At 64.5% G+C, this 16,172-nt stretch carries 18 protein-coding genes and 1 pseudogene; 12 read left to right on the forward strand and 7 right to left on the reverse strand.

Annotated features, from left to right (window positions below; translation table 11 throughout):
* Positions 1 to 97 precede the first annotated feature (97 nt).
* Entirely contained in the window at positions 98 to 679 is a 582-nt protein-coding gene (locus tag FJ934_RS23695) for a CatB-related O-acetyltransferase (protein WP_140612857.1), read from the forward strand.
* Positions 680 to 732: 53 nt separating this feature from the next.
* Here FJ934_RS23695 and FJ934_RS23700 read toward each other — a convergent pair whose 3' ends face one another.
* Positions 733 to 1,968: an amidohydrolase/deacetylase family metallohydrolase gene (locus FJ934_RS23700; protein ID WP_140612858.1), complete on the reverse strand. Its 1,236-nt coding sequence runs from the start codon at positions 1,966 to 1,968 to the stop codon at positions 733 to 735.
* Positions 1,969 to 2,000: 32 nt separating this feature from the next.
* Positions 2,001 to 2,366: a RidA family protein gene (locus tag FJ934_RS23705; protein ID WP_140612859.1), complete on the reverse strand. Its 366-nt coding sequence runs from the start codon at positions 2,364 to 2,366 to the stop codon at positions 2,001 to 2,003.
* Between the two features lie 217 nt (positions 2,367 to 2,583).
* Between FJ934_RS23705 and FJ934_RS23710 the strand changes: the two genes are divergently transcribed.
* Positions 2,584 to 3,069, forward strand: a complete 486-nt coding sequence (locus FJ934_RS23710) for a hypothetical protein (RefSeq protein ID WP_140612860.1) — start codon at positions 2,584 to 2,586, stop codon at positions 3,067 to 3,069.
* 151 nt (positions 3,070 to 3,220) lie between these two features.
* Here FJ934_RS23710 and FJ934_RS23715 read toward each other — a convergent pair whose 3' ends face one another.
* Positions 3,221 to 3,856, reverse strand: coding sequence for an isoprenylcysteine carboxylmethyltransferase family protein (locus FJ934_RS23715; protein ID WP_140612861.1), 636 nt, complete (start codon positions 3,854 to 3,856; stop codon positions 3,221 to 3,223).
* A 264-nt stretch (positions 3,857 to 4,120) separates the two neighbouring features.
* Between FJ934_RS23715 and FJ934_RS23720 the strand changes: the two genes are divergently transcribed.
* From FJ934_RS23720 to FJ934_RS23760, 9 genes are all read left to right on the forward strand, one after another.
* Positions 4,121 to 4,378: a hypothetical protein gene (locus FJ934_RS23720; protein WP_140612862.1), complete on the forward strand. Its 258-nt coding sequence runs from the start codon at positions 4,121 to 4,123 to the stop codon at positions 4,376 to 4,378.
* A 27-nt stretch (positions 4,379 to 4,405) separates the two neighbouring features.
* Positions 4,406 to 5,203, forward strand: a complete 798-nt coding sequence (locus FJ934_RS23725) for a hypothetical protein (protein WP_140612863.1) — start codon at positions 4,406 to 4,408, stop codon at positions 5,201 to 5,203.
* 107 nt (positions 5,204 to 5,310) lie between these two features.
* The gene (locus FJ934_RS23730) at positions 5,311 to 5,994 is read left to right on the forward strand and encodes a winged helix-turn-helix domain-containing protein (RefSeq protein ID WP_140612864.1); all 684 of its coding nucleotides are present in this window, start codon (positions 5,311 to 5,313) and stop codon (positions 5,992 to 5,994) included.
* The gene (locus FJ934_RS23735) at positions 5,991 to 7,370 is read left to right on the forward strand and encodes a HAMP domain-containing sensor histidine kinase (RefSeq protein WP_140612865.1); all 1,380 of its coding nucleotides are present in this window, start codon (positions 5,991 to 5,993) and stop codon (positions 7,368 to 7,370) included. The genes FJ934_RS23730 and FJ934_RS23735 overlap by 4 nt, the downstream gene beginning before the upstream one ends.
* Positions 7,371 to 7,501: 131 nt before the next feature.
* The gene (locus FJ934_RS23740) at positions 7,502 to 8,107 is read left to right on the forward strand and encodes a hypothetical protein (protein WP_140612866.1); all 606 of its coding nucleotides are present in this window, start codon (positions 7,502 to 7,504) and stop codon (positions 8,105 to 8,107) included.
* A gap of 1 nt (position 8,108) precedes the next feature.
* Positions 8,109 to 8,771: an ABC transporter ATP-binding protein gene (locus FJ934_RS23745; protein ID WP_140612867.1), complete on the forward strand. Its 663-nt coding sequence runs from the start codon at positions 8,109 to 8,111 to the stop codon at positions 8,769 to 8,771.
* Positions 8,764 to 9,447, forward strand: coding sequence for an ABC transporter ATP-binding protein (locus FJ934_RS23750; protein ID WP_246671614.1), 684 nt, complete (start codon positions 8,764 to 8,766; stop codon positions 9,445 to 9,447). Before FJ934_RS23745 ends, FJ934_RS23750 begins: the two co-directional genes overlap by 8 nt.
* A complete protein-coding gene (locus FJ934_RS23755) occupies positions 9,444 to 12,098 on the forward strand; it encodes an ABC transporter permease (protein ID WP_140612869.1) in 2,655 nt (884 codons plus the stop codon). The genes FJ934_RS23750 and FJ934_RS23755 overlap by 4 nt, the downstream gene beginning before the upstream one ends.
* Before the next feature lie 180 nt (positions 12,099 to 12,278).
* Complete coding sequence (locus tag FJ934_RS23760) at positions 12,279 to 12,533, forward strand: DUF1344 domain-containing protein (RefSeq protein ID WP_140612870.1); 255 nt, start codon at positions 12,279 to 12,281, stop codon at positions 12,531 to 12,533.
* 247 nt (positions 12,534 to 12,780) lie between these two features.
* On the opposite strand, the gene FJ934_RS28120 is transcribed toward FJ934_RS23760, so the two are convergent.
* A complete protein-coding gene (locus FJ934_RS28120; RefSeq protein ID WP_181165742.1) occupies positions 12,781 to 12,933 on the reverse strand; it encodes a hypothetical protein in 153 nt (50 codons plus the stop codon).
* Positions 12,934 to 13,105: 172 nt separating this feature from the next.
* Positions 13,106 to 13,534 carry an Lrp/AsnC family transcriptional regulator gene (locus FJ934_RS23765; RefSeq protein WP_140612871.1) on the reverse strand — a complete coding sequence of 143 codons (429 nt, stop codon included), beginning with the start codon at positions 13,532 to 13,534 and terminating at the stop codon, positions 13,106 to 13,108.
* 80 nt (positions 13,535 to 13,614) lie between these two features.
* On the opposite strand from FJ934_RS23765, the pseudogene FJ934_RS23770 reads away from it, so the two are divergent.
* A pseudogene (locus FJ934_RS23770) lies at positions 13,615 to 14,760 on the forward strand (saccharopine dehydrogenase family protein); the annotation flags it as partial.
* Positions 14,761 to 14,928: 168 nt separating this feature from the next.
* On the opposite strand, the gene FJ934_RS23775 reads toward FJ934_RS23770, so the two are convergent.
* On the reverse strand, positions 14,929 to 15,516 hold the full coding sequence (locus FJ934_RS23775) for an NAD(P)H-dependent oxidoreductase (RefSeq protein ID WP_140612873.1): 588 nt from the start codon (positions 15,514 to 15,516) through the stop codon (positions 14,929 to 14,931).
* Entirely contained in the window at positions 15,516 to 16,097 is a 582-nt protein-coding gene (locus FJ934_RS23780) for an NAD(P)H-dependent oxidoreductase (RefSeq protein WP_140612874.1), read from the reverse strand. Before FJ934_RS23780 ends, FJ934_RS23775 begins: the two co-directional genes overlap by 1 nt.
* Between the last annotated feature and the right edge of the window lie 75 nt (positions 16,098 to 16,172).

Here is a 16,172-nt window from a genome sequence, read left to right on the forward strand (position 1 = left end):
GGCCACCAGGCCAGCCCGGACGAAAAATCGTCCGCGAAGGTTTCAGATGCCGTGAGGATTCCCGCTATAGTGCCCGGCGACTCGGGGGAGGACGCCGATGGGATTTCTAAGAGGGCTTCGCATCAAGCTTGGACTGAAAAAGGACCCGTTGCCGCCACTGCCAGGTGTCGAGATCGGGCGTCATACTTACGGCCTCAGCAAGAAATCGTTCTTCGTTCCGCGTGAAACCGTGCCGGTGCGGATAGGATCGTTCTGTTCGATCGGCCCGGATGTTCTCTTTATCTGCGCGGCTGAACACCGCCTCGACAGCGCGACCACCTATCCGATCCAATCCGTGGACGGGAAGATCCGCAACGGAAATGGAACCGTCGGCAAGGGTCCGATTACGGTCGGCCATGACGTCTGGATCGGTGCCCGCAGTGTCATTCTCAGCGGCGTCACGATCGGCAATGGAGCGGTGATCGGTGCCGGCAGCATCGTCACCAGAGAGATTCCGCCCTATGCCATCGCGGTCGGCAATCCGGCTCGTGTCATGCGCTACCGGTTCGCGCCCGATGTCATCGAGCGCCTGCAATCGTTGAAATGGTGGGACTGGAGCGATGACCTGATCCGCACGCGTATCGAGCTTTTGACGACGATGGATGCCGCGAGTTTCCTGAACACGCTCGGCTTGGCATGACTGCCCCGACAGTCGCCTGACCGCTGACAGAGCCCCGACCTCGCTGGCAAGGCTCACTCCTGCCGATGTCCGAAGTGCCGGGCCGCGACTTCGACATGGGTGTGATGCGCATGCGCCTCGAAACGCTCGGTCTCGCCGAGGTCGTTCACCGCCTCGTTCGGCCACCAGGTGCCGCCGATGACGATGCCTTCCGACACCAGCCGCTGGTCGGCGACCAACGAGGCGCCGACAGCGTCGACGAAAGTGAAGCGGCCCGACCGCTGGCGAAGCACGGCGACGTCGCCGACAGCGCCGACAGCCAGCGTGCCGAGATCGGGCCGCGCGATCGCCCGCGCCGGGGCCTGCGTCGCGGCGCGCAGCACCTCGACCAGCGGCATGCCGAGCGCGATCAGCTTCGACATGCAGACCAGTATGTCGAAGGCCGGGCCGTCGACGCAGTAGAGATGCACGTCGCTCGAGATGACGTCGGGCGCCAGCCCTTCGGCGAGCATGGCGCGGGCGACGTCGAAGTCGAACGAGCCCATGCCATGGCCCAGATCGAAGATGACGCCGCGCTCGCGCGCCAGCCGCATATCGGGCCGCACCGCGCCGGAAGCAAAGACCGGCGCGTTGGGGAACGGCCGGAAGCAATGGGTGAGGATATCGCCCCGGCGCAGGCGCGGCAGCACTTCCGAGCGCCCGGGCGGCGGCTCGTCGATATGCGCCATCAGCGGCAGGCCGGCCTTGTCGGCGGCCTCCAGCGCAAGATCGACCGGCGCGATGCCGCTGTTGCCGCCGGCATGCTTGCCGGAACGGACCTTGACGCCGACGACGGCGTCGGCGTGCTCACGCACCGCCGCGACCACCTCGCGCGGTTCGCACAGCCTGAGATCGCTGCACTCGCCGACCGACACCGTCTGCGAGAAGCCGAAGATGCCGGCAAAGGAAATGTTGACATAGGCCAGGATGCGCACCTTCGAGCGCTCCATGACGTGGCGGCGGAAGCCAAGGAAATTGCCGGCGCCTGCGCTGCCCGCATCGATGAAGGTGGTGGTGCCGCTCTTGGCGGCAAGCCGGTCGGCATCGACGCCGAGCGAGGTGCCGCCCCAATAGACGTGGCTGTGCAGGTCGATCAGGCCTGGCGCGACGATGCACCCCGTTGCATCGACGACCTGATTGGCGCGGTCCGCCGGGATGTCAGGGGCGAGCGCCGCGACACGGCCATTGGCGATGGCGACATCGCGTGGCGCGTCGAGCCCGGATGCCGGATCGATTAGCCGTCCGCCCTTCAGCAGGAGGTCGAATTGCATTGGGAGAACCTCCGCTTCTTCAGGGCTTTTTGTCAGACCGGCCGGTAGGCGACCGCCTCGACCTCGATCTTGATATCGATCATCAGCCGCGATTCGACCGTGGTGCGGGCCGGCGGGTTCTTGGGAAAGTGCCTGGCATAGACGGCATTGAAGGCGCCGAAATCGCGCGCGTCCTCGAGCCAGACGGTGGTTTTGACCACATCGTCCAGGGTGCAGCCGGCCAAGGCGAGCGCGGCCTTCACATTGGCGAGCACCTGCTCGGTCTGTTCGGTAATGCCGCCTTTCACCACGATGCCATCGCCGCCGACCGGGACCTGGCCCGAGACATAGACGAAATCGCCGGCCCGCACGGCGGGCGACAGCGGCACATGGGATGTTCCAAAAGTCTGCTTGGGCAAGGGATGCTCCTCCGAATGACGCGACGCGGCGCCAGGACGGCGCCCGCTTGGCGCAGATTTACCCCGATCGGGGCGATCCCGATAGAGGGCTTGTTGGAAAGCAACATTCTTCGAAATCCGTGTTGCTTTATTACAGAAGCGCTTGCATCGTGGGCGCTTGCCGGACAGCCGAAAAGCGCGACGAACAGATGCCTTTGCGAGACCGGAGAACCCGACAATGACCTTCGACAAGAACCCGTTTCCATCGGGCGACGCCGACCGCCACGCGCTGTGGGAGATGCTGGTGCGGCGCGATATCGACGCCTTCATCGGCCAGGACTGGTCGATGGTGGAGAATGATTTCGTCGCTGAAAGCTTTTTCGGCATGCACGCGCATTTCCTCGCCAATGCCGACGCCTGGCGGCTGCAGTTCCCGAGGCTGGAAGTCTATCGCGACGAGTGGCTGCGCCAGGCCAAGGAGACGGCGGCGACCAAGTTCGCGGAACCGCTGCGCGAGGCGCTGTTCCGTGTCACCAATCTGCGCGACATCGATGTCGATGGCGACCGCGCCGTGCTGCACAAGAAGTTCGACGGCTCCGTCGCCAAGGCGGATGGCGGCGTCGACAGGCTGAAATGGCAGACGCTGTATTTCTGCAGGAAGGTCGGCGGAAGCTGGAAGATCGCGGGCTTCGTCGGCTACATGCCTTATCCGCTGGGAGCATAGCGTATTCCTGGACCGCGCATCGCGGCTTCGTCCGGAATTGCATGAACACAGAGGCTTGAAGCAGCCAACGATCCTGGCGCCGAACCGCACTGGTCGAAGCGCCGCACGACCTGAAACGATTTTCCTGATGATTGCTGGGCGGGCGCGGATGTCAGTAGAGCGTGACGAAGGCCGGGAACAGCAGGCCCGTCTCCCGGAAATATTCGATCAGCTCGATGACCGGGAAGATGGCGAGGAAATAAAGCCCGTCGAGGAAGGTGCGCTTGAGCGCGCGCGTCGAGAACTGCAGCTCGTCATGGTCGCGGTAGAGCAGCGGGTTCGGCCAGAACCGGGGCGTCGCCTCGATATAGGCGCTATAGGCCGGCCCGAACTTGCCCAGCAGGAATCCGGCTTCCTTGCGAGCGGTGACGCGAAAGATGAAGAAGGAGGCGGCGCCCAGCAGCAGCGCCGCCATCAGGGAGCCATAGATCAACCCGATGCCGACCGCGCCCACTGTCGAAAAGAAATAGAGCGGGTTCTGGGTCATCGAAAACGGTCCGGTCGAGACCAGTTCCTGGTTCTTCTTGCCTCCGACATAGAGGATGCTCCACAGCCGCCCGACGATACAGACGAGCACCAGGCTGAGGCCAAGATGCTCGAGCGTCTCATGGCCGCTCGAACCCTCGCTCAAGGCTGGCTTGGCGAAAAACAGAAGCAGCACGGCGAATACCGCCGCGACCCGCACGAAGATCAGTCGCTTGCGCTGGACAAAGGCATCGGAAACCGGCTTGAGGGGCGCGTAGGTCATCGGTGTTTTCCTTGGGCGCTGACAGGCCCGGGAGCACTGGGGCACGCCATTGATGGCGGATGCAAGGCAGTGGCCTTCTATCAGCGCACCTCGAGGGTTTCGTAAAGGCCTTTTGGCCGATCGGCGCCCATTCTTACGAAATTGTATGGCGGCGGACAGGCGAGCGTGAATTCGCGTCCCTACTGTCGAGATGCCGGCTTGCTCCTCCTGCGAGCCATAATCAACCGACAGCCGGGCAACCGGCACCAGACAGGAAAACATCTCATGAGAAGATACGCGCTCGCCATCGCACTGGGCATCGTCGCCGTTTCCGGTCCGGTCTCCTCCGTTTTCGCGGCCACGGCGCCTTGCGAAGAGACGCTGAAGGCGCTGCGCGCGGCGGAGGCGACGGCAAAGCTTGGCGACGCGGACAAGAACAAGGTCTCGGAACTGGAGACCAAGGGCATCGAACGCTGCAACGCGGATGACGACAAGCGCGCCGACGACTTCTTCGCCCAGGCCATGAAAGTCATGGGCAAGTAATTTTCGCGAACCATCAGGACGGTCGCCATGCTTTCTTCCAACACGCAAAACATCGCCGCACCGAGCCAGAACAGGGTCCCCGAGGTCACTGTCGATTTCTGGCTGATCAAGCTCATGGCGGTGACCATGGGCGAAACGGCGGCCGACTATCTCACCGTCAACCTCGGGCTCGGGCTGACCGTCACGTCGTTGATCATGACCGGTGTCCTGATCGTCGCCCTTGTCCTCCAATTCGCCCAGAAACGTTACGTGCCCTGGGCCTACTGGCTGGCGGTGGTGCTGATCAGCGTCGTCGGCACGCTGATCACCGACAACCTCGTCGACAATTTCGGCGTGCGGCTGCAGACCACGACGATTGCGTTCAGCGTGGTGCTCGTGGCGACCTTCGCGGTCTGGTACGCGAGCGAACGGACGCTTTCGATCCACACCATCTTCACGACCAGACGCGAGGTCTTCTACTGGCTGGCGATCCTCTTCACCTTCTCGCTCGGCACGGCCGCGGGCGACCTTGTCGCCGAGAGCTTCAACATGGGCTATCTGACCACGGGCCTGCTGTTCGGCGGCGTGATCGCGCTCATCGCGCTCGCCTATTACCTGTTCGTTCTGGACGCCATCCTGGCCTTCTGGCTGGCCTATATCCTGACGCGGCCGCTTGGCGCCTCCTTCGGCGATCTGCTGTCGCAGCCGGTCGAATATGGCGGCCTTGGCTTCGGCACCACCTTCACCAGCCTGATCTTCCTCGGCTGCATCGTCGCCCTTGTCCTCTACATGACGCTCAGGAAGAAGGCCGATGAGCTGGACGAGATCCTGCTGGAGTCGGAATAAACCCACGGCGGGCGCGTGCCGCGCCTGGCAGGCGTCACGGCCATCCTAGGAACGAACCCGCGCCGGTGGTAGCCTGTTCGCGGTATCGGCATTCAACCGGAACAGCGATGCGACTTCTTCTCGTCGAGGACGATCAAAGGACCGCCGATTACATCGTCAGGGGGCTGACAGAGGCCGGCCATGTCTGCGACCTCCTGCGCAACGGACATGACGCGCTTTTCGCCGCGACCAGCGGCGCCTATGACGTGATCATAGCCGATCGCATGATCCCGGGTCTCGACGGCCTGTCGATGGTCAAGGCGGTCCGTGCCGCCGGCGTGCGCACGCCGGCTATCTTTCTCACCTCCGTCGGCGGCGTCGACGACCGCGTCGAGGGCCTGGAGGCGGGCGGCGACGATTATCTGGTCAAGCCCTTCGCCTTTTCCGAGCTGCTTGCCCGAATCAATGCGCTTGGCCGGCGGCCGGCGGCGCAGGAACAGAAGACGGTTCTGCGGGTTGGCGATCTCGAAATGGACCTCATCATGCGCCGCGTCACGCGGCAAGGCCAGCCGATCGACCTGCAGCCACGCGAGTTCAGCCTGCTGGAAGTGCTGATGCGCGGCGAGGGCCGCGTGATCACCCGCACAATGCTTCTGGAACGCGTCTGGGACTTTCACTTCGACCCCAAGACCAGCGTCGTCGAAACCCATATCAGCCGGCTACGGGCCAAGATCGACAAGCCGTTCGAAACCCAGCTGATCCACACAGTCCGTAACACCGGCTACAGCCTGCACGCACCGCTCGCGCCATGATGGAAGGATGGGCCCGCCTGCCGCGCAGCACGCCGTTCCGGCTCGCCCTGACATTCGCCTTCCTGTTCATGCTGGCTTTCGTGCTGTCGGGCGCCATCGTCTACCAGATGATGAGCGCCGATCTTGCCGAACAGCTCGACGAGAGCATCAAGGAAACCTATTCCGTCGTCGCCGCGACCTATTCCGACAGCGATCTCAAGGAATTGATGGAGACCGTTGAAAGCCACTCCATGCGCAACCCGAAGAAGGAACAGCTTTTTTCGCTGACCGACGCGGCCGGCAACCGTCTGGCCGGCAATTTCACCGCGGCGGGTCTTCCTGACGGCTTTTCGTTGTTCGGCGCCGAAATGCCCGGCATTCCTCCGGATACCGAATACCGCGCCTATTCCGGCGCGGTCGGCGGCAACACCCTGACGATCGCATTCAGCCTGTCCGAGACGGACGAACTGGAAACGATCATGCTGATGAGCTTCGGCTGGGCAACCCTGATCATCACCGGGCTGGCGGTCGCCGGCGGCGCGCTGCTCGCCTCGCGCGTCCAGCGCCGTCTCGACGGCATTGCCGCCACCATGGTCGATGTCTCGCATGGCCGGCTGGATACACGCATTCCGCTGACCGGCAATGGCGACGACATCGACATCGTCTCCAGCCAAGTCAATGCGGCGCTCGACCGGCTGTCGAGCCTGGTTGACGGCATGAAACAGGTCAGCACCAACATCGCGCACGATCTGAAGACACCGCTCAATCGCCTGCAGATGATCCTGGAAGGCGCCGCCGACAAGGCAGCGCAGGATCAGGACGTATCGGACGATCTCGCCGATGCGCGGGCCGAGGGCCATCAGATCAACGAGACCTTCGACGCGCTGTTGCGGATCGCACAGATCGAGGCCGGCGCGCGCAAGGCGCGCTTCACCGATGTCGACCTCGACGAGATCCTGCAAATCATAGCGGAGATCTATACCGATGTCGCCGAGGACGATGGCAAGCTGCTGTCATCCAGGCAACTGAAGGAGGCCGCGGACCGAATCCATGGCGACCGCGAACTGTTGACCCAGATGTTCGCCAATCTGGTGGAGAACGCGCTTCGCCATTGCCCGTCCGGCACGACCATCAAACTGTCGGTGACGCGTCAGGGCGATCGTGTTCTTGCCAGCGTCGCCGACAACGGACCCGGCATTCCGATGGGCGAACGCGAAAGGGTGTTTCAGCGGCTGTACCGGCTGGACCACAGCCGCTCGACACCGGGCAGCGGCCTTGGGCTGAGCCTTGTCAGGGCCATTGCCGATCTACACGGCGCATCCATTACGTTGGAGGACTGCCGGCCCGGGCTCGCCGTGGTGGTGAGCTTTCCGCTGGTAAAATCGCCGGCGCCATAGAGCCGGAAGCCGAAGCCGAAAGCTTGCCAACGCGCCGATAGCTTACAAAAGCGTATGAGACCGGCGACCCGCCCGTAAGCTTGCAGCGCCATACTGGATGGACTTCACCTTCCATCGAAAGGCTGCGGAAAATGAGAACCCATTTTCGGAAAACCATCGGCGTCCTGCCGGTTCTCGCCTTCACAGCATGCCTGGGAACGACAGCTGTCCTGGCTCCGGTGCTTGGCTGCCTGCCGGCCTCGGCTGCCGAGAAACCCGTCCAACCGGAGAAAAATCCTCCGGGCGACATCCCCGATACGCAGGTTTTCATCGACTATACTTCACCAGAAGGGTTCACCCTGAAGGTGCCGGAGGGTTGGGCACGGTCGGATCGTGCCGACGGCGCCAGCTTCGTCGACAAGCTGGATGGCGTCGTCGTCTCGGTTTCCAAGGCGGATACCGCGCCGACCGTCGACAGCGTCAAGGCGAACGATGTCGTCAAGCTCGAGGCCGCCGGGCGCGCTGTGCGGGTGAGCGCCGTCAAACAGGTCAAGCTGCCGGCCGGGGCCGCGATCCGCATTGTCTACACCTCGAACTCCGAACCGAACGCGGTAACCAACCGGCAGGTTCGCCTCGAGAACGAGCGTTATCTCTATTTCAAGGACGGCAAGCTCGTCGTGCTCGAACTCTACGCGCCCAAGGGCGCCGACAATGTCGATCAGTGGCAGCTGATGTCCAGCTCGTTCCGGTGGAAATGAGATGCACGCGTTGGACGCGCATGAGATCTATCGGTTCTTCCACATAGGCGATGACGAGACAGCCGCGTTGCGGGGCGTCAGTTTCCACGTCGCCGCCGGCGAGATCGTTGCCCTGGTCGGGCCCTCCGGCAGCGGCAAATCCACCTTGCTGGCCTGCGTAACCGGCCTCGATGAACCGGATGGCGGCTACGTCGAGGTGTCCGGCGTCCGGCTGACCCGGCGACCGGAGGCCCATCGCACGCGTGTTCGCGCCGCCAGCTTCGGCATTCTGCTGCAATCGGGAAACCTGTTCGGCCATCTGAATGTCGAGCAGAATCTTCGATTGCAGATGCTTCTGGCGAAGAAGCCGGATGACCGGCGAATGGCCGGCCTGCTGGAAAGCGTCGGCCTTGCGCATCGCGCACATGCCTTTCCGACCGAGCTGTCCGGCGGCGAGACGGCGCGGGCGGGCCTTGCGGTGGCCCTGGCCGCCGACCCGCTGATCCTGGTTGCAGACGAGCCGACCGCCGAGGTCGATAGCGATACCGAATCCAGGCTGATCGCTCATTTCGAGGCGAGGCGCGACACCGGACGGGCGACGCTGCTGGCCACCCATAGCAAGGCGCTGGCGCAGCGGGCGGATCGCATCATCAGGCTGAAGGATGGGAGGATCGATCGTGGGTGAAACGCTTGTCGTCGCAAAAGGCCTCGGGCGGCACTTCCGGGATGGCAACGCCGGTCGGATCGAGGTGCTGTGCAATGTCGGCTGCGAGATCGTGTCGGGCGCGCGCATCGCGCTCGTCGGACCTTCCGGCAGCGGCAAGACGACGCTGCTGCATATCCTCGGCGGCCTCGACAGGCCGACCGCCGGCATTGTCGAATGGCCCGGCCTCGGCACATTCGAGGCCCTGAGGCCGCGCCAGATCGGCTTCGTGTTCCAGTCGCCCAGCCTGTTTCCCGCCCTGACCGCAGTCCAGAATGTCGGCTTGCCCTTGCTGCTGGCCGGCGAGAATGCCGGCGCCGAGGACATTGGGGCATCGCTTCTGCAATCGTTCGGCCTCGGCGAACTCGGCGACAAACTGCCGGAGGAACTGTCCGGCGGCCAGGCTCAGCGTATTGCCATGGCGCGCGCCCTGGTCATGGGTCCGAAGCTTGTGCTGGCCGACGAACCAACCGGGCAGCTGGACAGCCGAACGGCGCTGCGTTTTTTCGACGCCGTGCTCGACCGCCTGGAAGGAACCGACGTCGCCCTGGTCGTCGCCACGCATGACGAAGCCATGGCCAACCGCATGGCGACGCGCTGGACGATGGACCATGGCCGGCTCACCACCGGGCTTCGGCCGGGGACCGCGGCGGCATGATGTTCCTGCTGTGGATTCGTGGTGTGCTCGCTCGCCGTTTCATGCGCGTGGCGGGCGCCGCAGCCGGCATCGCGCTGACGGTCGCCCTGCTTGCGGCGATGGCGCTCTTCCTCGCCAATGCCAATGCATCGATGACCGCCCGCGCCGTGTCGGCGGTCCCGATCGATTGGCAGGTGCAAGTGATTTCCGGTGCCGATCCGGGTCTCGTCGGCAAGGCCCTGACTGAAGCTGCTCCGGTCAGGGCCGTGCATCAGGTCCGCTATGCCGATGTCGCCGGCTTCGAGGCTCGAACCGGCGGCACGACCCAGACCACGGGGCCTGGCCAGGTGGTTGCTTTCGATAGCGGGTATTCGAGCGATTTCCCGGCGGAGACCCGGTTGCTTTCCGGTAGTCCCGACGGCGCACTGATTGCCCAGCAGACCGCTGCCAACCTCCATGTCGCCCCCGGCGACACGGTCTCGATCCAGCGGATGGGTTTGCCGCCGGCGGAGGTCAGGATTGCCGGCGTGGTCGACCTGCCCGACGCCGACGCCCTGTTCCAGGCTGTCGGTCTGCCGCCGCAGGCAGCGCCACAGGCCCCGCCCGACAACGTCCTCATCCTGCCGCAGGAGACCTGGCGGCAATCGTTCGACCCGCAGGGCAAGGCGCGCCCCGACACCGCCCGGCTGCAATTGCATGTGCGGCTCGCGCACGGGGCGCTGCCGCCGGATCCGGTCGCGGCCTATACCTTTGTCACTGCCGCGCAGCGCAATCTCGAGGCAAGAGTCGCCGGCCAGGCCCTGGTGGCCGATAATCTCGGCTCGCGCCTCGGAGCGGTTCGCGAGGATGCGTTGTACGCCTCCGTGCTGTTTCTGTTCCTCGGACTGCCAGGCATCGCATTGGCGATCGCGCTTACCTTTGCCGTTACCTCGTCCGGCGCGGAACGCCGGCGCACCGAGCAGGCGCTGCTTCGCGTCCGCGGCGCGACGGCGAAGGACATATTGCTTCTGTCCGCGACAGAGGCCGCCGTCGCCGCCATTGGCGGAACCGCCTTCGGCATGGCCGTGGTATTCCTCCTTGGCATGGCCGCCCCAGGCCTTGACGCTGCGCCTGGCGTGAACCAGCCGAAGCTGCTTCTTGTCGCCTTCTTCGGACTGCTGGTCGGGCTCATGGCCTTTCTCTACCCGGCTTGGCGGGACGCGCGCTGGGCGACCGTGATGGCGGCGCGGCGCACCGTGAGCCGGCCACATCCACCGCTGTGGCAGCGCCTGTGGCTGGACGGCCTGCTGCTCGCCGCGGCGGGATTGGTCTTCTGGCAATCGGCGAGCACCGGATATCAGATCGTGCTTGCGCCCGAAGGCGTGGCCGCGACAGCCGTGGACTACAAGGCGTTCGTCGCCCCCGCCCTGTTCTGGCTCGGCATGGCGCTGCTGACCATCAGGCTGTCGGCCACGGTCATCGCCCGCAACGGCACGCTCCTGAGATTGATTGTCGCGCCGGTATCGGGAGCCTTGGCGCCCATCGTATCGGCCGCGCTGTCGCGGCAATCGGGCCGCCTGACGATCGGCATTGCCATGACCGCGCTGGCCATCTCCTTCGCAACCTCGACGGCCGTCTTCAACACCACCTACAATGCCCAGGCACGCATCGACGCCGAGCTCACCAACGGCTCCGACGTCACCGTCTTCGGCACGACGGACAAGCCCGCCGGAGCCCACCTCGCGGCGCTCGCCTCGCTGCCCGATGCGACGGCGGCCGAACCCATGCAACATCGTTTCGCCTATGTCGGCGCCGACCTGCAGGATCTTTATGGCATCGACCCCAATCGCATCGGACGCGCGACCGGTCTTTCCGACGCCTATTTCAGCGGCGCCAGCGCCGCCGGCACGCTTGCCCTGCTCGCCGCGACGCCGGACGGTGTCCTGGTGTCGGAAGAGACCGTGCAGGATTTCCAGCTCCAGCAAGGCGATACGATCAACCTGCGGCTCGTCGATGCCAGGGATCACCAGTATCATCCCGTGGCCTTCAAGTTCATCGGCGTCGCACGCGAATTTCCGACCGCGCCAAAGGATTCATTCCTTGTCGCCAATTCGGCCTATGTCGCCCGCATGACCGGCTCCGATGCATCCGAATACGTGCTTATGCGGGCCAAGGCGGATCCCGCCGAGCTGGCGCGACAGGCTTCTTCGGTGCTGGATTTCGATCAGACGCTGAAGGTGGCCGACATCGGCCAGGCGGCACATCTCATCGGCTCGAGCCTGACCGCGGTCGACCTTGGCGGTTTGACGGCAATCGAACTGGGCTTCGCGGTCGTCATGGCCGCGGCCGCCGCCGGGCTGATGCTGGCACTGGGGTTCTTCGAGCGTCGCCGGCCTTTCGCCATCCTTGCCGCGATCGGCGCCAAACCCCGCCAGCTCGCTGCCTTCCTTTGGGGCGAAGGTCTGCTGATCCTTGTCGGCGGCATGGCGTTCGGCCTCCTTTCGGGGCTGCTGACAGCCTGGATGCTGGTGAAGCTGCTGACCGGTATATTCGATCCGCCACCCGAGGCCTTGTCGATCCCCTGGCTCTATCTGGCAGCCGTGCTCGGCCTCGTCGCCGCTTCGGTAGCTGCCGCCGTTTTGTCCGCCAGGCCATCGGCGGGACAGGCAACGGAACTGCTGCGCGACCTGTGAAGCCGGACGTCGATTTACCTATTTGTAAATTTGCGGCCAGCCCACCGAAAACTCCACGGTCTAGGCTCGATCCGTCTCTCGTCAGGAGAGACGAATCCGGCGACCAAACGGCCCGGATACGGGAGCCGCTCAACGGCCAACAGCCGGCGGCTCCGCAACCAAGCCAACGGAAAAAACAACATGAAGAAATCAGCTATCGCAGCCGCAATGGTACTCGCCGCCTTGTCCTCAACCGGCGCTTTCGCCAAGGCGGCCACCGGCATAATCGCCAGTGTCGACAAGAAGGGCGACTCGATCACGCTTTCCGACGGCAAGACCTTCGTCCTGCCGGAAGGCATCGAAGCCGAGACGCTGAAGGCAGGCGAGAAGGTGGTGGTGACCTATTCCACCAAGGCCGGCAAGCTGGCGGCATCGAGCATCCAGCCGGCTAAATAGGTGCCGCCACCCGGAGCAATTGCGGGAAAGATGCGTAGCGTCTTTCCGTGAGACCATGAACCGCTCCGGGCCGGAAACCCCGCCGGCGGCGATCTTGGTTGCTGCCGGCGGGGCCGGCTTTCTAGCCCCGATACATCCGGGCTAGGGGTAACGCGGTGATCAGGCGATCGAGCCGGGTGTTTTCCGGTACGCAAGGCGAACCAGGGCCGGCGGGCCATGTGGCAGCACCGGTCTCGGCATCCGCCGACTACCAGAACCAGAGAGGATGGAAGCCGTAGTCCGGCACCGAGCCTTTTCCGGACATGACGATCAGGACCAGGGCGATGGCCAGCAGGACGGCGCCGATCGTGATCCAGATCCATCGGCTCGACCAGCCGGGAGCACTGCGCGGTATGGTCAAAGCCACCTCTCGGAACACGACAGGTCTTCGGCTTGGGACGATTTCAGCCGCAGCGGTTCAGACGTGACACTGACCTGTCAATCATACCGGCGTTTTGCGGCGTTCTTACAAATCGGTAAGAGGGTAGAGCCGTTCACGACCGGCCCGGAGCCGCACAGCCTCGGACCGCCGTTCAGCGGTCGATCCGCGTCGACAGGATGATCGACGACGAGGTCCGCTCGACCCCGTCCATGGCGCCGATCTGGTCGAGCAGCGCGTCGAGGTCGCGGATCGATGGCGCGTCGACGATGACGATCATGTCGAAATTGCCACTCACCGAGTGCAGCGTCCTGACCGGTGGCAGCGCCTGCAGAGCCCGCACCACCTTGTCGGCGAGCTTTGGCGTGACGGTGAGCAGCACATGCGCCCGGACCAGCCCCTGCTCATAGTCCGGCGACAGCCGGACGCCGTAGCCGGTAATGATGCCACGTTGTTCCAGCCGCTCGATCCGGCTCTGCACCGTCGTGCGCGATACGCCGAGCTGCCGCGCCAGTTCGGCTGTCGAGGTGCGTGCGTTGGCGCGCAGCAGAGAGAGCAGGGCCAGTTCGGCTTCACTGAGCATTTCAACGAATTCCTTCGGCAGATCGGCTAAAGATAGGTTTCACTTTGCCATAATCCACGCTTCCTTTCGACAGGCAAGCTGCGATGATTCCGGTAAACGCAGATTGGCAGGGGTATTTGACCATGAACAACATCGTTATCGTCGGCGCCGGCAAGATCGGCTCGACCATCGCCGAAATGCTGGCCGCGACGGGCGACTACCACGTCACCCTCGTCGACCGCTCGGCGGCGCAGCTCGCCGCTGCCGAAGTACCTGAGGGTGTCGAGACGCTCGAACTCGATATCGCAGCACTCGGCGCGTTGGAGGCGGCGCTCGCCGGCAAGTTCGCGGTGTTGAGCGCCGCGCCCTTCCACCTCACCACGCGCATAGCCGAGGCGGCGGCCAGCGCCGGCGTGCACTATCTCGATCTCACCGAGGATGTCGTCTCGACCAGGCGGGTCAAGGAGCTTGCCCGTTCCGCCAAGAGCGCCTTCATCCCGCAATGCGGGCTGGCGCCGGGCTTCATCTCGATCGTCGCCAACGATCTCGCCAGCCGCTTCGATACGCTGGAAAGCGTGCGCATGCGCGTCGGCGCCTTGCCGCAGTACCCGTCCAACGCCTTGAATTACAATCTGACCTGGAGCACCGACGGCGTCATCAACGAATATTGCGAGCCCTGCGAGGCGATCGTCGAGGGCGAGCTGGTCGAGGTGCCGCCGCTGGAAGAGCGCGAGGAGTTCTCGCTCGACGGCGTCACCTACGAGGCCTTCAACACCTCCGGCGGGCTCGGCACCCTGGCCGAGACGCTGAAGGGCAAGGTGCGCACGCTGAACTACCGCACCATCCGCTATCCGGGCCACGCCGCGATCATGAAGGCGCTGCTCAACGACCTTGGGCTCCGTCACCGTCGCGATGTGCTGAAGGACATTTTCGAGAGCGCCCTGCCGGCAACGCTGCAGGACGTGGTCATCGTCTTCGTCACCGTTTCGGGCCGCAAGAACGGCCGCCTGCTGCAGGAGACCTACGCCAACAAGATCTATTCCAGGCGCGTCGGCCAGACGGTGCGCAGCGCCATCCAGATCACCACGGCTTCCGGCATCTGCGCCGTGCTCGATATGCTGGCCGACGGCAGCCTGCCGGCGACCGGCTTCGTCAAGCAGGAAGAGATCGCGCTGGACGCCTTCCTCGCCAACCGCTTCGGCCGCGCCTACGCCCAGCACGAAATGGTGAGCCGGCTGGCGAGCTGAGGCTCCCACCCTCCCCCTTGTGGGGAGGGTCGGCTCGCGGTCGGAGCGAAGCGGAGATTGCGGGACGGGGTGGGGGTGCGCCCTACGAGACCCCCACCCCGCTTCGCAAAAGCCGCCCGAGCGGCATTTGCTGCGCGACCCTCCCCACAAGGGGGAGGGTAAAGTCCATCAAAACCTCTCCAGCCTCATCCGCACCTTCGCCAGGAACGCAGCTCGTGTCCGCGGCGTCGAGGCATCCATCAGATAGTGTGCCAGGAAAAACGTCCGGCAGCGCGTCGCACACAGTGCCCGCATGCCACGCAGCAGGGTCTTGCGCCCCGGTTGGCCGACGACGACGCTCCACCAGGTCGGCGCGCCGCAGGTGGTGATGACGCCGACCTTGGTGACATGCGTCATCAGCGACTTGATCCCGCCCTTGCCGGCCGGCAGCTTGAAGGCGATGTCGGTGGCCCACACCCGGTCGAGCCAGCCCTTCAGCATCGCCGGCAGCCCGTACCACCAGGTCGGATAGACGAACAGGAGCGCCTCGGCCCAGTTGAGCAGTTCGAAATGCGGTTTCAGCGCCGGATCCTGCGGCGCTCGCTCATTATAGGTCCGCCGCTCCTCGCAGCCCATCACCGGATCGAATTTCTCGGCATAGAGGTCGAGCAGCCGCACCTCCCAGCCTCTGCGCCTCAGCACGTCGATGGCGGTGTCACGGATGGCGGCGCAAAAGCTTTCCGGCACCGGATGGCAGTAGACCACGAGGACCCGCATCAGAACGCATCCATCCTGTCCGCGACCTTGGTCATGAAGGCCTTCCGCGTTTGGTCGGTCGACAGGTTCATCGCGTAGTGCGCGAGGTAAGTCACCGAGGCGCCGGGCTTTACCGTGGCGCGCAGCATGCGCTTGATCAGTCTGCGCGGCGGATCGCCCATCAAGATGGCGCGAAACCGGCTGCCGCCATAGGTGGTGACAGCTGCGACCTTCTTGATGTTGTGCAGCGAAGGCTGCACCTTGCCGTCGACCAGCTTGAACGACACGCCGGGCAGGAAGACGCGATCGAAGAAGCCCTTCAGGATCGCCGGGAAGCCGTAGTTCCAGACCGGGTAGGAAAGCACCAGCGCATCGGCCCGCAACAGACGCTCGACATAGGGCGCAACAGCTTCCCCGGGACCGCGCTGGTTGTGATAGTCCAGCCTCTCCTTACGCGTCAGCCTCGGGTCGAAATTCTCGGCGTAGAGGTCACAGTCGTCGACCGAATGGCCCGCCGCCCTCAGCTGCTCGATGATCATGCGGTGCAGGCCGGCATTGAAGCTGGTCTCGACCGGATGGGCAAAGAGGACGAGGATATTCACTGGAGAAGATCCCGCAGGTCACCGCGAGGCACCCCCCTCTGCCCTACCGGGCATCTCCCCCTCAAGGGGGGAGAT

The sequence above is a fragment of the Mesorhizobium sp. B2-4-12 genome, assembly GCF_006441575.1.
In the GTDB taxonomy this organism is placed as follows: Bacteria; Pseudomonadota; Alphaproteobacteria; order Rhizobiales; family Rhizobiaceae; genus Mesorhizobium.